Annotated in this window: 9 protein-coding genes; 5 read left to right on the top strand and 4 right to left on the bottom strand. The window is 43.1% G+C overall.

Annotated features, from left to right (window positions below; genetic code table 11):
* Positions 1-38: 38 nt before the first annotated feature.
* The 3 genes from IGI77_RS11140 to anmK all read right to left on the bottom strand — a co-directional run bounded on the left by IGI77_RS11140 (position 39) and on the right by anmK (position 3,725).
* The gene (locus IGI77_RS11140) at positions 39-1,130 is read right to left on the bottom strand and encodes a DUF871 domain-containing protein (protein ID WP_438770059.1); all 1,092 of its coding nucleotides are present in this window, start codon (positions 1,128-1,130) and stop codon (positions 39-41) included.
* A gap of 117 nt (positions 1,131-1,247) precedes the next feature.
* The gene (locus tag IGI77_RS11135; protein ID WP_005229683.1) at positions 1,248-2,543 is read right to left on the bottom strand and encodes a PTS sugar transporter subunit IIC; all 1,296 of its coding nucleotides are present in this window, start codon (positions 2,541-2,543) and stop codon (positions 1,248-1,250) included.
* Between the two features lie 21 nt (positions 2,544-2,564).
* On the bottom strand, positions 2,565-3,725 hold the full coding sequence (gene anmK / locus IGI77_RS11130) for an anhydro-N-acetylmuramic acid kinase AnmK (protein ID WP_015509985.1): 1,161 nt from the start codon (positions 3,723-3,725) through the stop codon (positions 2,565-2,567).
* Positions 3,726-3,979: 254 nt separating this feature from the next.
* Between anmK and IGI77_RS11125 the strand changes: the two genes are divergently transcribed.
* From IGI77_RS11125 to IGI77_RS11115, 3 genes are read left to right on the top strand one after another with little or no spacing between them, the layout of a single operon-like run.
* Positions 3,980-5,101 carry an exonuclease SbcCD subunit D gene (locus tag IGI77_RS11125; RefSeq protein WP_438770056.1) on the top strand — a complete coding sequence of 374 codons (1,122 nt, stop codon included), beginning with the start codon at positions 3,980-3,982 and terminating at the stop codon, positions 5,099-5,101.
* A 2-nt stretch (positions 5,102-5,103) separates the two neighbouring features.
* Positions 5,104-8,232 carry an AAA family ATPase gene (locus tag IGI77_RS11120; RefSeq protein WP_438770054.1) on the top strand — a complete coding sequence of 1,043 codons (3,129 nt, stop codon included), beginning with the start codon at positions 5,104-5,106 and terminating at the stop codon, positions 8,230-8,232.
* 16 nt (positions 8,233-8,248) lie between these two features.
* Complete coding sequence (locus IGI77_RS11115; protein ID WP_121261001.1) at positions 8,249-11,413, top strand: DEAD/DEAH box helicase; 3,165 nt, start codon at positions 8,249-8,251, stop codon at positions 11,411-11,413.
* A 47-nt stretch (positions 11,414-11,460) separates the two neighbouring features.
* Here IGI77_RS11115 and IGI77_RS11110 read toward each other — a convergent pair whose 3' ends face one another.
* Positions 11,461-12,195 (bottom strand): HAD family hydrolase, encoded by a 735-nt coding sequence (locus IGI77_RS11110; RefSeq protein WP_159160947.1) that lies wholly within the window; start codon positions 12,193-12,195, stop codon positions 11,461-11,463.
* 244 nt (positions 12,196-12,439) lie between these two features.
* Between IGI77_RS11110 and IGI77_RS11105 the strand changes: the two genes are divergently transcribed.
* Both IGI77_RS11105 and spxA read left to right on the top strand, forming a co-directional pair.
* On the top strand, positions 12,440-14,176 hold the full coding sequence (locus IGI77_RS11105) for an ABC transporter ATP-binding protein (protein ID WP_438770051.1): 1,737 nt from the start codon (positions 12,440-12,442) through the stop codon (positions 14,174-14,176).
* A gap of 709 nt (positions 14,177-14,885) precedes the next feature.
* On the top strand, positions 14,886-15,284 hold the full coding sequence (gene spxA / locus IGI77_RS11100; protein ID WP_003127030.1) for a transcriptional regulator SpxA: 399 nt from the start codon (positions 14,886-14,888) through the stop codon (positions 15,282-15,284).
* Positions 15,285-15,363 lie beyond the last annotated feature (79 nt).

The following is a 15,363-nucleotide window of genomic DNA, read 5'->3' as shown; positions in this document are numbered from 1 at the left end:
GCTGATCCTTTTGTGATCAGCGGCTTTTTTCTAAAGAGTTAATCCAATAATTCGAAAGCAAATTTGGTCCACGGTTTTAAATATTCCAACAAAGGCAGCTCGTCATTTGAAATGGCGCCGACTTTGTTTTTCCGTGTGTCTTGGTGAGGGGTCAAAACGATCTGCAATTCGTTTTTGTATTGGCCAAAGGTATCATTGCCGATAACGATGTCCCCATAGGCAAAAGGTTCTTGGTTTGTATGAGGGAGGTTTTCGATGGGACGGTACTTCACCCGTGACTGTGTGGAACGAGCGACTAACACATTACTGTCACCACGACGAAAATGATTGGTTTCGGCTAATATTCTCCGTTCGATTTCGCTGGCCTTTGCTTCTACGAAAACGCCAAAGGTCAGCTTGTAACGATCGATCGCCGCCAGAGCTTTCAGCTCTGCATCCGACGCATAAGCATTGCCGATAATCACGGTATCGATCAACCCAGAAGCAAAAAGCAGCTTCCCTTGCAGCGCCAATGGTAAATCTCGACAAGATTCTAAGGTCGGTAAGCCATCATTGACTTCCCAAGGGCCGATTTTGGCTGATTGACTAGTGATGAAGGCGGCTGTTTTCAACCCGTATTTTTTAAAACGTAGGCTGCAGCTGCGGAAAAAAGCATCCGTTAAGCCTGTGCCTCGTTGGGGGTAAAAATTGTGGCAGCCATATAAAAAAGGTTCATTGGCTTGATAAGAAAGGATATTTTCTAAATAGTTCACATCATTACTCATATTCAATTCAATCGCCAAGCCAAATGGATTAAAGGTCAGCTGGGCTTCTTTACTGCCATCAAACCCTTGATCCAAGCGGATACCGTCCGCGCCTAATTCTGCAAAGAAGCTAAGATCGTCATAAGAGATCGCCAGATCACTAAAAACAGCAGGCGAAATATCTAATATCGTTTCAAAGCCAAGGTTCTTGGCAAAGCCGATAATCGAAGAGAATTTTTTTCTGACGGTCTCTTTGCCTTCACTGACTTCTAACATACTCATAAATAAGCGAGAGTAACCAAGGGCAGCAGCTTTTTTTAAATAGTCTTGATCCAGTAAAGGATCGCTATGGTCGGGGTAAATCGAAAGGCCAATTTCTCGTTTCAATGGTTTTCCTTCTTTCTAAAAAACCGCACGAAGCACCTCTTGGCATTGGAAAAAGCTGGTGAGGAAGGCTTCTTCTGTTTGTCTTGGTGGGTGCTTCGTACGACCTTTATTTATACATTATTGTGCGACTGGTTGATTTTCTTTTTCCAATTCGTTTTTGTCGTAGATTTTTACGAATGGGTAATAGATCAGGATCGATAAAAGAATCAAAAGAACATTCAGCACGATCGCACGCCAATCGCCGCCAGTCGCTAAGAAAGCGCCAATTGGTCCAGGCAATGTCCAAGGGGCATTGACCGTAACTGCATTGACTAAACCAGCTGAGGTAGCGACCCACGCAATGACGCCATTGATCAGTGGTGCAATGATGAAAGGTGGGATCAAGATTGGGTTCAAAACGATCGGTGTACCGAAAATCAGTGGTTCGTTGATGTTGAAAATAGCTGGAATCAAGGCTGTTTTTCCTAGTTTTGAACCGAATTCCGATTTGGTGCGAAACGCTAACAAGATAGCCAAACCAATCGTTGAACCAGCCCCACCGATCCAGATGAACCATTGATAAAATGGTTCGGCTGCGATATTGGGAATCATATCTCCTGAAGCAAGCGCAGTCGTATTTCCTTCCAATAACTGCAACCATAATGGACGAGCCAGTGAACCAACGATAGAAGCACCATGGATCCCGAATGACCAGAAGAAGGTCGTCAAGAAGGTGATCAAAAGCACACTTGGCAAGGTGTCTGCGGCACTGACTAAAGGATCAACGACTTTTGCCACGATCGTGTGCCAGTCAAAGCCGATATAGTAAGTGATCGCACCCATTCCTAAAATAATGACTAAGGTAGGGGTCAAGGCTTCGAAAGAACGAGCGACTGCAGGTGGGACTTGTTCTGGCATCGTGATTTTAAATTTCGATTTGTCCGTTAACCGATAGATTTCAACGGCAAGAATCGAGGTGATGATCGCCACGAACATACCAGCACTCCCTAAATTGGCCATTGGCAAGACAAAGCCGACCGTTCCAGCAGCATCCAAGGCTTCTGCTGGGATATTGACAGGGGTGAAGGTCAGTAAGAAGGCGGTCGTAGCTAGGATCCCGCCAGAAAGACCATCAAGCTTATAAGAGCGAGAAAGACTGTATCCGATCCCGAATGCCGCATACAAGCTCATAATGTACATCGTCATTCGATAAGGCAATAAGATCGTTGTGGCATTGCTAGACAAGAATTGATAGATGCCCCAACTTTGAGGCAGCGGTGGAAAGGCTAAAATCATAAAGAACGAACTGACGATGATCAATGGCAAGGTTGAAACGATCCCGTCACGAACCGCCCGCAAGTGACGCTGGCTGCCAAGTTTTTCCATCGGTCCTGCCAAATGGCGCTCGATGAATTGAGTGAATTTATCTAACATGGTTTATCCTCCTAAGGTGTTTTACATTTTTGCTTCCCATGGATTCGGAATGATTTTCCCTAAAATCACGCCTTGGGCTGCCCCGGTTGCTGCAGGGGCATTATTGACACGGCTGTGAAGGGTTTCATTTCCTAAGATGGCAAAAGCCACCGCTTCTTTGGCATCGTTGGAACCGCCAATGTCATCTTGTGTTCCAACGGCTACTGATTCTGGTAAATAGCCTTGGATCAGTTCAATCAGCAGATGATTGTGGGCACCACCGCCCGAGAGAATCACTTCCAGATCGTTTGTTCCCAACTGAGGAAAAATGAACCGTTGGTAACTGTCAGCGATGGAAAAAGCGGTGAAATCGGTTAAAGTCCTCACCAAGTCTTCAGGTGCTGCTTCGGGATACTTGGTCAATAACTGCTGCACAAAATGTTTTCCAAAAAGCTCACGCCCGGTGCTTTTCGGCGGTTGCTGGGACAAATAAAAATGAGTTCTTAATTCCTTTTGCAAGGTGGGTATAATTGCTCCCGCACGGGCTGTTTCACCAAACGCATCATAAGGCTGGCCGAATAACTGAACCATTAATTCATCGATGACCATGTTTCCTGGACCTGTATCAAAGGCATACAGCTCGTTTAAGCTGCCACTTTTTGGTAGTACAGTAACATTGCCGATGCCGCCAATGTTTTGCAGCAAACGATTTTTGCTGTCTGATTGATAGAGCAGATAATCTGTATAAGGAACAAGAGGGGCGCCTTGACCGCCAGCAGCCATATCCATCACTCGAAAATCGGCGACGACTTTCGTTTGTAAGCCATAAGCGATAATCGAAGGTTCGCCAATTTGCAAGGTGCTGTTTTTCGCTGGATCAGAATCGGGGGAGTGCCAGATCGTTTGTCCGTGGCTGGCAACAAAATCAATGCTTTTTTCTTCAATACCAGCTTTTTGGCAGAGGATTTGACACGCTTTCAAAAATTGATACCCTAGTTCAGTATTTAATTGGCAGATGAGGGGAACATTTGATTCCACCGGATCACAAGCGGTTTTTATTCGTTCCTTCAATTCTTCATCAATTGGCAGCGTGACCATTTCCATCAGCTGTACAGCAGTTTCGGTGCCGTAGCCATTGATTTTTACTAAAGCAGCGTCGATCCCATCCAAACTGGTTCCTGACATTAGTCCTATTGCAAGCATAGCGTTTCTCCTTTCTTTTAGAATAGTGATGAAAGCGATTGTTGAATTCGATTTCACACTCATTGTAAATGAAGTGTAATTATATTTCAAGATATAAATTTATAATTGAAAAAACATTTCAACATAATGATGTCAGGTCTTCGCTCTTTTTATCAAAAATGGGTGGTAAGTGAAATTTTGCTGGAAGAGAGATGTCTAACGATCAGGGAAAGTGGTATAATGATTGGAAGGATATTTTTTAAGAAGGTGAAGAAATGCGCTTTATACATACAGCTGATTGGCACATCGGAAAAAAACTACATGGCTATGATTTGCTGGAAGACCAGCGAGCAATTATTGATCAAATCATTGCGATCGCTTTAGAAGAAAAAGCCGCTGCCATCGTCATTGCAGGTGATCTGTATGATCGTTCCGTTCCCGCTGTCGATGCGGTCAAATTATTGAATGAAAAAATCGCAGAAATCAATCTAACGAATGAACTGCCTTTATTGGCTATCTCAGGAAACCATGATAGCCCAACGCGGCTAGAAACTGGTAGTCAGTGGTTTCAGCGAACACGTTTTTATCTGTCCACCAGCATCGAACAAAGTTTACAACCGGTCGAGTTTGACGATACACAATTCTTTTTGCTGCCTTATTTTGAACCGATCGAGGCGCGCTTATTTTTTGACGAACCGTTAACGAAAATTTCAGATAGTGTCCAAAGAGTGATCGAGGAGATGACCAAGCACTTTGATTCGTCAAAAAAACAAGTGTTAGTGACCCATTTTTTTGTGGCGGGCGCTAGCCAAACGGATTCTGAAACAAAAATTCAAGTTGGCGGATTGGACAGCGTGCCGACCACAGCTTTTGCGCCTTTTGATCGAGTCGTTTTGGGGCATTTACATGCCAATACCGCCCTGAAACATCCGAAAATCGGGTACAGTGGCTCTCCACTAAAATTTTCCCTTTCTGAACGGACGAACCAAAAAGGGGTCTATCTTGTTGATACTGTAAAAGACACCAATGAATTTATTCCCCTGACACCAAAAAGGGATATCCAGCAACTGACAGCCTCCTTTGAGGAGTTGATCGATCCGGTTTTTTACCGTGAGCTGGATCGTGAGGCGTTTTGGCATTTTCTGCTGACGGATCGTGCTGTGATTCCAAATATGATGAATCAGTTGCGAAAGATCTGTCCATTTATTTTGTCTGTCGAACGGTTGAATGGTCGAGAACAGACGAAAAAAAGACAGCTAACGACACGAGAAACCGACCCGCAGGCCTTGATCAGTCATTTTTTTCAAGAGATGACGGGAGATTCATTGCTCGATGCACAAACCAAGTGGATCGAACAAGGATTAAATGAAGCATTTGTCGTGGAAAAGAGGGAATAGTCATGCAACCGAAGTCTTTACAAATGAAAAATTTTGGTCCATTCATTGATGAAAAATTGGATTTTAGTCAGCTGCAAGCTGGCGGTTTGTTTTTGATCAGCGGCAAAACGGGTGCAGGAAAAACGACGATTTTCGATGGCATGACGTTTGCCTTGTTCGGTGAAACATCGGGGAATCTGCGCTCAGGCAAAGAAATGCGCTCGATGTTTGCTTCACCAACCGAAGAGACCAGCGTCACCTTTACTTTTGAACATCAGCGTTTTACCTACCAGATCCAACGGAAACCGGAACAGACCTTAGCAAAAAAACGTGGTGACGGGGTCACCAACCAAACGGCAAAAGTCCAGCTGACGATTTTTGACGCCGAAGGCAAAGAGAAAAAGCAGATCAGTAAACGCACAGAAGTTGATGCATTTATCAAGGATCTGCTGCAGCTGGATGCCAAACAGTTTTTTCAAATCATGATGTTGCCGCAAGGAGAATTTCGTAATTTTTTGATTGCCAGCAGCAATGAGAAAGAACGCGTTTTACGGAATTTATTTGGCACGGAAATGTATCAACAATTTAATGAATGGTTGAAAGAGCGAGTCAAAGCACAAAGTAAAAAGCTTGAGCATCAGCAGCTGCTCGCCTCGCAAATCATGGAGCGCTTTGAATGGGAAGAAGCGCAGGAGGTTTTAACGGTTGCGGAAGGTCTGACTTTGTGGGCGCAGGATTTAGAAAAACAGCAGGCGCAGCTTCAGCAGTTATTACACAAAAAAGACCAAGCGATCCAAGAAATGAAAGCTGCGCAAGACGCTTTTTACCGTGCAAAAGAAATTGAAAATGCACGGATCGAATGGCAAGGTCTACAAGAAAAAGCCCGAGAGCTGCATGCTAAAAAAAACGAGATCGCTCAGAAAAAAGCACAGTTGAACCAGTTGGTGTGGGCGCTTGAACATCAAGAAATCATGCAGCAAAAAGAAGAACGAGTGAAAGAAGCACAGCAAGCTACTCAGCAAATCAACGAAACAAAGCAGCAGCTGCAAGAAATTCAGCAGCAACAAGTAAGCTGGCAAGACCAACGAGCGTTGATTGACGGCATCAAGAAAAAACAGGAAGCTGCTAGTCAAAAAGTTCAACGAATCCAGCAGCAGATCCCGCTAGCACAGCGCACACAAGCGCAGCAAGAAGAAGTGGTGCAACTTGAAAAAGCCGCACAACAACAGACCACCGAATTAACGAAGATAAACCAAGCGCAAGCAAGTGCCAAAGCGCAAGCGCAGCATCTGGCAGAAGAAATCGAAGCATTGCGAGGGTTTCAAGCAGAAGCGGTGAAATTGGTAGAAACGCAGGCTCTGGTAGAAAAATGGCAGCAAGCAAAAGCGCAGTTTCGTGAAGCCGAGCAAAAAGCAGGGGAACAGCAACAAATTCATTCGGAGTTGGTTCTTGAACAACAGCAATTAGCAGCATCCTTGCTGGAGCTGCAAAAAACGTTAAAACAAGAAACCAGTCAAAATGCTCGAATGCAAATTGCTCGGCTTCGTCTTTTGCTGGAAGAAAATGAACCCTGTCCGGTTTGCGGATCCTTGGATCATCCGAATACACAGGAGCACACGACCTATCGCATCGAAGACATCATTGCCAGTGAACAAAGGCTTGAGCAAACACAAGAAAAATTGACGAAGATCCAGCAGCAAGTATCGGCAAATCAAACGCTGCAGGAGCAAGCCACATTGCGAATCAGCGAATGGCAAGCCACCAGTGCTGCTGCGCAGAAGCAAGTGGCATTCGCTTGGACTACAGTTCAACAGGCATTTGCTGCCTTGCAGCCGATAGAAAACCAAGAGACGATTACCGAGGAAACGACGGTAGCGGAACTAAAGAAACGGCAATCTTTCAATCAACAAAAAGCCGCTTCTTATGAAGACGCGCAGAAGAAACATCAGGCAGTAAATGAGAAATTAGCAACGTTAAATGAGTCCTATCAGCAAGTCAGTGAGCAAGCGAAAAAAGCCCAAGAAGCGCGCCAGCTTGCGGAGGGGAAATTGGCTTCTTTACAGGAACAACTTGCAGGCGCAACGTATGAACAATTACAAGCCGATTTAGCAAAAACCAATGGTTTACTGAGGGAATATACGCAAAAAATTGAGGCTGATGCCCGACAAGAAGCGCAGCTAAACGAACAGCAAGCGATTCTTTCAGAGAAGCTGAAAAATCTGCAGCAATTTTTTGAAGAAAAGCAAGTGGCTAAGACAAAAGCAGAACAACGACTGACGCAGCGACTCCAAGAAGCTGGTATGACGGAAGAAACGATGCGGGAATTGATTGCCCAAGCCGCTCAAACAACCGTTCTCTCAGAAGAAATCAAAACCTATGAGCAAGAAACGGTGTTTGTTCAGCAACGGCTAGCATTGTTAGATGCACAGTTAAAAGAGCAAGCTGCGATAGATTTAAACCAATTGGAAGCTGACTACCTTCAGTTGCAGACCGTGATGGAGGAACTACAGCAAGAAACAATTCGCAAACAGGAGAAAGTCAACGGCAATCAACGGTTGTTTGACGAGCTGCAGGTCATTTATCAGCAAAATGTCGAAGAACTGGCCCAATTAGGCCAACTTCAGCAGTTGGCAGAAACCATCAACGGCGAAAACGTCAAAAAAACCAGCTTGGAACGGTATGTACTGCAGCAATTTCTGACAGAGATCTTAGAAGTCGCCAATGAACGCTTGGCTCGGTTGACTCGTGGCCGCTATCAATTTGAATTAGCGGATAAAGTCGGGAGCTATCGAAGCTCAACAGGCTTAGAAATTGACATATATGACGATAATGCGGGACAAGTCAGAAGAGCTCATACACTTTCAGGCGGCGAAAGCTTTATTGCTGCCTTAGCGTTGGCGATCTCTTTGGCGGATGTGATCCAGCAACGAGCTGGTGGGATCGAGATCGAAGCCCTCTTTATTGATGAGGGCTTTGGATCGCTTGATGAAGAATCATTGGAAATGGCGATGGAAGCATTAGAAATGATCGAAAATGAAGGGCGCATGATTGGGATCATCAGTCATGTTCGAGAACTGCGGGCAAGAATCCTGCAGCAAGTTTTCGTAGAAACTAACGGCAGCGGGCAAAGCCGGATCCGAATAAAAGAATAAGGAGAGGAGGGCTCTTATGAAGTGGAGTATTCCAGAAAAAGTAATTGAGCGTGGCAGAACGTATGTCAACGAAGATCGCGTCTTATCTGTCACACCAGACAAAGAAAAAAATGTGTGGCACGCAGAAGTATTGGGGACAGAATTGTATTTAGTGACCTTAGATGCTACAGCCAAAGAGGTAGATTATTGCCAATGTCCGTACTGGGAAGAGCATCATTATTGCAAACACACGGTGGCAGTCGAACTTTATCTACGCAAACAAGGGAAAACACGAAAAATCAATGAGCAAACCCCCATCAAAAAAGCCTTTTCTGCTTCAGAGATGTTTTCCAACGGCTTTGCCCGCTTAGGGAGCGAAAAAGAAACCAGCCAACCCTTACAGGTTGAATTTCGGATAGATACCATCGCCACCAATCCTTACCATCAAGAAATGGATATCTTAGGGATTTCCCTCAAAGTCGGCCATCGTGGCACCGCACGAACCTATGTCGTTAAAAACATTTATAAATTTTTGCAGATGTACCAAGAAAACAAGCAGTACGCAGCGAATAAGCAGCAGACCTTCTTTCTATCTGCGGATGCCTTTGATGAGAAAAATCGAGCCTTGTTGAATCGATTGGCAGGAATCGCGCAAACGCAACAGTTAATCGGGCAAGCAGGCATTCAGATCAGTGGTAAACTTGACAAAAAGTATTTGCTGCTACCAGTTGAGTTCGGCAAAGAATTGTTGTTACAGTTAAACGAAGTCTATACGCAAATAACCATTGGTGAAACAAAAGTCAATGAAGCCGATTTTCAAATCGGTGAACCTTTGTCGTTTTCAGTCACAAAACAGGAGGATCATTTTCCGCTGGAATTCGTGAAAGATTTTGACCATTTACTTAGCTATTATAATTGGGGTCTGCTGGATGGAACCTTTTATGAACTGACTGTCGAACAAAAGGAAATCTATGTCACGATGCAACAGTTGTTTAAACGATTTGAACAGCCAGTCATCGACTATCCGAAAGAAGAACTAGCGAATCTTTTTATGAAAGTATTGCCTTATTTGCGAAAAATCGGGCGTGTCCAAGTAGCACCTGAAGTTCAAAATGAAATCGAAGAGTCTGAATTGAAAGCTGTCTTTTCGTTACGGAAAATCAAAGGACAAGTCGATTTACAAGTAGACTTCACTTATGGAGAAGTCGTTTTTTCAAGTGATGAAAAACATCACTATATGCCAGAAAATCATCCCGAGATTTTACGTGATTTTCAACAAGAAGCACGAATTGAAGCGATTATTGAAACCTTTGGCTATCAAGCGAGCACTAAAAATTGGCAAAAAAGCTTACCTGCGGGGGAACAACTTTATACCTTTTTTACAAGGGAGATCCCTGTTTTAAGGCAATTAGGTGAAGTCCGTATCGGCAAGAAGCTGCGGGAACTTTACCTTGACGCCCAACACCATCGACCAGAAATCGTTATCGAAGAAAATGGTTCTTGGTTGGATATCAAGTTTGATGTCAGCGGCATTCAAGAGTCAGAGATCAATGAGGTCTTGCGCAGCCTGTTACAGTCTGCACAATTTTATACCACTGAAAATGGGCAAGTCCTTTCATTGGAATCGGAAGAGTTTCAAGAAGCAAGTGCTGCCCTGAAAAAATTGCGTCTTTCACTAGAAGCGAAGGATGGGGCGATCCAAGTTCCTTTGAATCAAGGGCTGCTCCTGCAAGAGCAGTTTGCTGATCAAGCCAGCTTTAGCGCCGGTTTTCAGCAAATGACGGAAGACTTGATCCACCCAGAAAACTTTGAGGCGCAGCTGCCAGAAAACTTGCATGCTGAGTTGCGGCAATACCAAGAAGTTGGGTTCCGTTGGCTAAAAATGTTGAGCCACTATCAATTTGGCGGTATCCTTGCTGACGAAATGGGATTAGGGAAGACCGTTCAGACGATCAGCTACTTACTTTCAGAAAAACAAGAGAAACAAAAATTGAATGCATTGATCGTGGCACCGGCGAGTCTAACATTCAACTGGCAACAAGAAATCAAACGATTTGCGCCGACGATTTCTGCGTCTGTCATCAGCGGAACGAAAGAAGAGCGCGAAGGGCAGATGGCGCAACCAGCGGACGTCCGCATCACTTCTTATGCAAGTTTGCGGCAAGACATTGATGCCTATCAAGCATTAGATCTGACTTGTTTGATTTTAGATGAAGCGCAAATGGTCAAAAACAGTGCGACCAAAACGGCACAGGCCTTGCGCTCCTTGGAAGTTCCACAGCGGTTCGCCCTCAGCGGCACACCGATCGAGAACAATTTAGAAGAATTGTGGTCCTTGTTCCAAATGATCATGCCAGGCTTTTTCCCGAACAAGCAGAAATTTAAAGAACTGTCTACGCAAGAAATTGCGAAAATGATCAAACCCTTTATTTTGCGAAGAGACAAAAAATCCGTGCTGCATGATTTGCCGCAAAAATTGGAAACAAATTATTACAGTGTTTTAACAGAAGAACAAAAGAAAATCTATTTGGCGTACTTGCGGCAAATGCGGGAAGAAATCGCGCAAATGGATTCTACGTCTTTTCGTAAAAATCGAATCAGTATCTTAGCTGGTTTGACTCGACTGCGGCAAATCTGTTGTGACCCACGATTATTCGTGGAGGATTATGAAGGGTCTTCTGGGAAACTTGAACAGGTCAAAGATTTACTCTTAGCAGCCAAAGAAAATGGGCGTCGTGTGCTGCTATTTTCTCAGTTTACTAGCATGCTTTCGATCATTGAAGAAGAGCTAGCACAAGAAGGGTTTGAGTCCTTTTACTTGCGAGGCAGCACACCGCCGCAAGATCGTTTGACGATGGTCGATGCCTTCAATAGTGGAGAAAAGGACGTCTTCTTGATCTCGTTAAAAGCAGGAGGAACAGGACTGAATCTGACCGGCGCAGACACCGTGATCTTATACGATTTGTGGTGGAACCCGGCGGTAGAAGAACAAGCCGCTGGACGAGCCCATCGGATCGGTCAAAAAAATGTTGTCGAAGTCTGGCGAATGATTGCTGAAGGAACCATTGAAGAACGAATGGATGCGTTGCAACAAGAAAAACGTGAGCTTTTCCAAAAAGTGATCCAAGGCAATGAAACACAGCTTCAACAAATGACAGAAGAAGATATTCGCTTGATATTGAGTATCGGCGAAGAAAGTTAGCCAATCAAAAAGATGGACCTGCCGCAGGAGCGAAGGTCCATCTTTTTTTAGTTATACATGTATGCAGGCACTTGCATCAGTGTGTCAATACTGTCTTGCAGCTGTGAAAAAGCAGTGATCGATGCATCTGGTAAGTCTTCCAATCCACTAGGCGCTTGACGGAGACGATGATTGAACCACAAAGCTTGCCAACCGGCTTTCTTACAGCCAACCACGTCATTATCAAAATTATCACCAACGTACAGTGTGGTTTCCGGATCAAGAGCAAAGGCGGTTTCTGCCAATTGGAAAATTTCTAGTTGGGGCTTTTGATAACCAGTTGCTTGTGAAATGATCATATGCTCTGGTTTGATCCATCGAGTCAGTTGCAACTGATCCAATTTTTTTTGCTGGTGGTCAGTGGGACCATTGGTAATAATTCCTAGTTTGACTGGCAATGTGGACAAATAGTTCAAAGTTGACTCAACTTCAGGATGCAGCGTGATGGCATCTAGTTCTTGTTCATAACACAGCTGAAACTTACAGCTTTCTTCCATTGTAATAGGTAAGTACCCTAAATCCGTTAATGAATGGGTCAGTCGAAAATAACGAAAATGATCTAGCGTCCATTCATTTGCCAATACCCGTCCAAACTGCTCATCACTGTGCACCCGAAACCGTAAGTAAAGAGCAGTTAAATCTTTGTGGGCTATTTGTGGGAAACATGAGGTTACGGCATTGCGAAATGGTTGTTGCTGGTCATATAAGGTATCATCGACATCAAAAAGAATACTAGTGATCAAAAGAGACACGCCTTTCAGAGTTAGTGAAAATTTTCAGTTTGTTTTCGAATCAATCATAAGCCATTATTCCTGTAAAAAAAAGAGGGAAATCCCTGTAAAATAAAGGTTTTATTTACTGTTTTTAGAAATCCGCGTCTTTATAGGTTTTCAAAATTATAGTGAATTTTACCCATTTTCACATGTTTCTCATTTTGCATTTCTACTGAGAGTTGCTTATAATGAAAGCTATTGAGGAGGGGGAAATGTGTTAAAAAGGTTTTTTCGTTATTATCGACCGTATCGGTCACTATTTATACTTGACTTTACTTGTGCGGTATTTGCTGGTTTATTGGAACTAGCCTTTCCAGTTGCCGTCAACCAAGTAATCGATAAGATCATGCCCCAGAACAACTTTCGCCTAATACTGTTGGCATGCTTAGGCTTGTTCTTGTTTTATGTGATCAATACTGTGTTGCAATATATCGTGGTTTTTTATGGTCATAAACTTGGGGTCAATATTGAAACTGATATGCGTCAAGAGTTATTTCGACATCTGCAAACGCAATCTTTTGAATATTATGATAATCAAAAGACTGGCAAGCTGATCAGTCGTTTGACTACGGATCTCTTTGAGATTTCTGAAGTCGCTCACCATGGGCCAGAAGATGTTTTTATTACCATCATGACTTTGGTCGGTTCATTCTTATTGATGTTAAATATGCATGTTCAATTAGCTGTGGCAACATTTGCGTTGATTCCCTTGATCACGATCGCCTTGGTTTTTTTCAATAAGAAAATGACCAAAGTCAACACACAGATCTATGATAATCTCGGTGAGTTCAACGCCGGAGTGGAAGCATCTGTCAGTGGCATTCGAGTGACACAATCATTTGCCAATGAAACGTTTGAACATAAACGCTTTGACGGGTTAAGTGAGATTTATCGGCAGTCTAAGATCCTTTTTTATAAGGTAATGGCAATCAGTTCAGCGTACAATTATTTCTTGATTCGGTTGATCAACTTGTTTGCTCTGATCTTTGGTGCCTACTACGTGATTCGTGGTGAACTGACGAACGGTCAGTTCGTAGGGTTTATTTTATTGTCAAATGTCTTTGTTAGACCAATTGAGAAGGTTAATACGATGATCGAAAGCTATCCGAAAGGCATCGCTGGCTTCAAACGCTTGACCGAAGAGTTGGATAAAGAACCGACGATCAAAGACAAGCCAGGGGCACGGGCAGTAACTTCCTTAAAGGGAGACATCGTCTACCATGATGTTTCTTTTTCCTATGCGGATGCGACGAAAGTCTTGAATCACATCGACTTGTCGATCAAAGCGGGTGAGACAATCGCCTTCGTTGGACAAAGTGGTTCAGGGAAAACAACGTTATGCAACTTGTTGCCGCGGTTTTATGAAGTCACGGAAGGCGCCATTACGATTGATGGCATCAATATTCAGGAGATGACCTTGGCATCTTTACGTCAGCAGATTGGTACGGTGCAGCAAGATGTTTTTCTTTTCCCAGGAACGATTCGAGAAAATATTGCTTATGGCAAACTTGATGCAACACAAGAGGAGATTTTAAAGGCAGTCAAATTGGCACACTTAGAAAAAGTCATTGATCAAATGACGGATGGCTTGGATACGGTCATCGGTGAACGAGGCGTCAAATTATCCGGTGGCCAAAAGCAGCGAGTAGCGATTGCTCGGATGTTCTTGAAAAACCCGCCGATTCTGATTTTAGATGAAGCAACTTCAGCGTTAGATACCGAAACGGAACAAGTGATCCAAGAATCATTGAATTCTTTGGCAGATGGGCGTACAACCTTGATCATTGCCCATCGCCTCGCAACGATCAAACATGCGACACGAATCATTGTCGTTAGTGAGAAGGGGATCTTAGAAGAAGGAACCCATGAAGAGTTGATGGCGAGAAAAGGGCATTATCGTGCATTGCATGATGCTCAATTCGCTCGTGACCGAGAACCAACACTCGCTTAGAAGAAAGACATGGTAAACGATCAGTTCAAGAATAGTACAGTCTATAATGCTTTGTCAGTGACCAAGCAACATAGTGGCTGGCTTCTTGGATTGATCGTTTTTTACTGAGTTTTTTGTGAGAAACCCTTTTCATTTATAAGCAGTTGTTCATTTCTGCTGCTGTTTTATAGCAGATTATGACAGAAATGCTTCTATGGTTTTCTGATTAAAAAGGAATGTGATACAATAAAACCAAGAAGAAAGAGAGTGGTTGCGATTACTCGTACAAAAAAATAACATCCATTTTCATTGTAGCGCGATCGTTTCTCGGCAAAGGAAGGATCGTGAAAAAGTTCTTTTGAAAACGATTGAGCGACTGCCTTGGTTTTTCTCTCAGTTTTTGATTACATCTGTAATTGTCGTAGTAAAATTAAAAAACGTTGCCTTCTGTTAAAAGAATATTTTAATATTCTGACATCTTTTTGATACACCTTTGACACACTGTTGTATAAAAGGAGTAATATTAAAAAAAAATTTGAGTTTTCTCATTTAAAAATAAACTTTTTGAAGGAAACCTTTTGCCTTAAAGGTTTCGCTTTTAATATAACTTTCGAGTTTTATTAAAAAATATGAGATTTAGACTAGATTTTTTTTAGTTAAACCTGTATAATTGAAATCAAGCGAGGGAACAGGACTTGCTTGATTGAAAATTAAAAAGGAGAGATGCACGTTGTTGACACTATACACTTCCCCAAGTTGCACATCTTGTCGCAAAGCTCGTGCGTGGTTACAAGAGCACGAAATCCCTTTTGTTGAAAGAAATATTTTTTCAGAACCGTTAAATATTTCTGAGCTTAAGGCAATTCTACAAATGACAGAAGATGGCACAGAAGAAATTATTTCCACCAGATCCAAAGTATTCCAAAAGTTGAATATGGATCTAGATGACCTGCCCCTAAAAGATTTATTGACACTTGTTCAAGAAAACCCAGGATTATTGCGTCGTCCGATCATGATTGATGAAAAACGATTGCAAGTTGGGTTCAACGAAGATGAAATTCGTCGGTTCTTACCTAGGGATGTTCGCCAACTGGAACTAAGACAAGCGCAATTAATGGCAGGATTATAAATTTGACTTCATCGACTCGCTTTCTCTTTGAAAGTGAGTCTTTTTTTGAGTTTTTATGTTTTTCTTAAGAGGATATTCG

The sequence above is a fragment of the Enterococcus sp. DIV0213h genome, assembly GCF_051711285.1.
GTDB lineage: Bacteria > Bacillota > Bacilli > Lactobacillales > Enterococcaceae > Enterococcus_D > Enterococcus_D casseliflavus.
The sequence above is the reverse complement of the archived record's forward strand: the minus strand, read 5'-3'. Positions and strand labels throughout refer to the sequence as shown.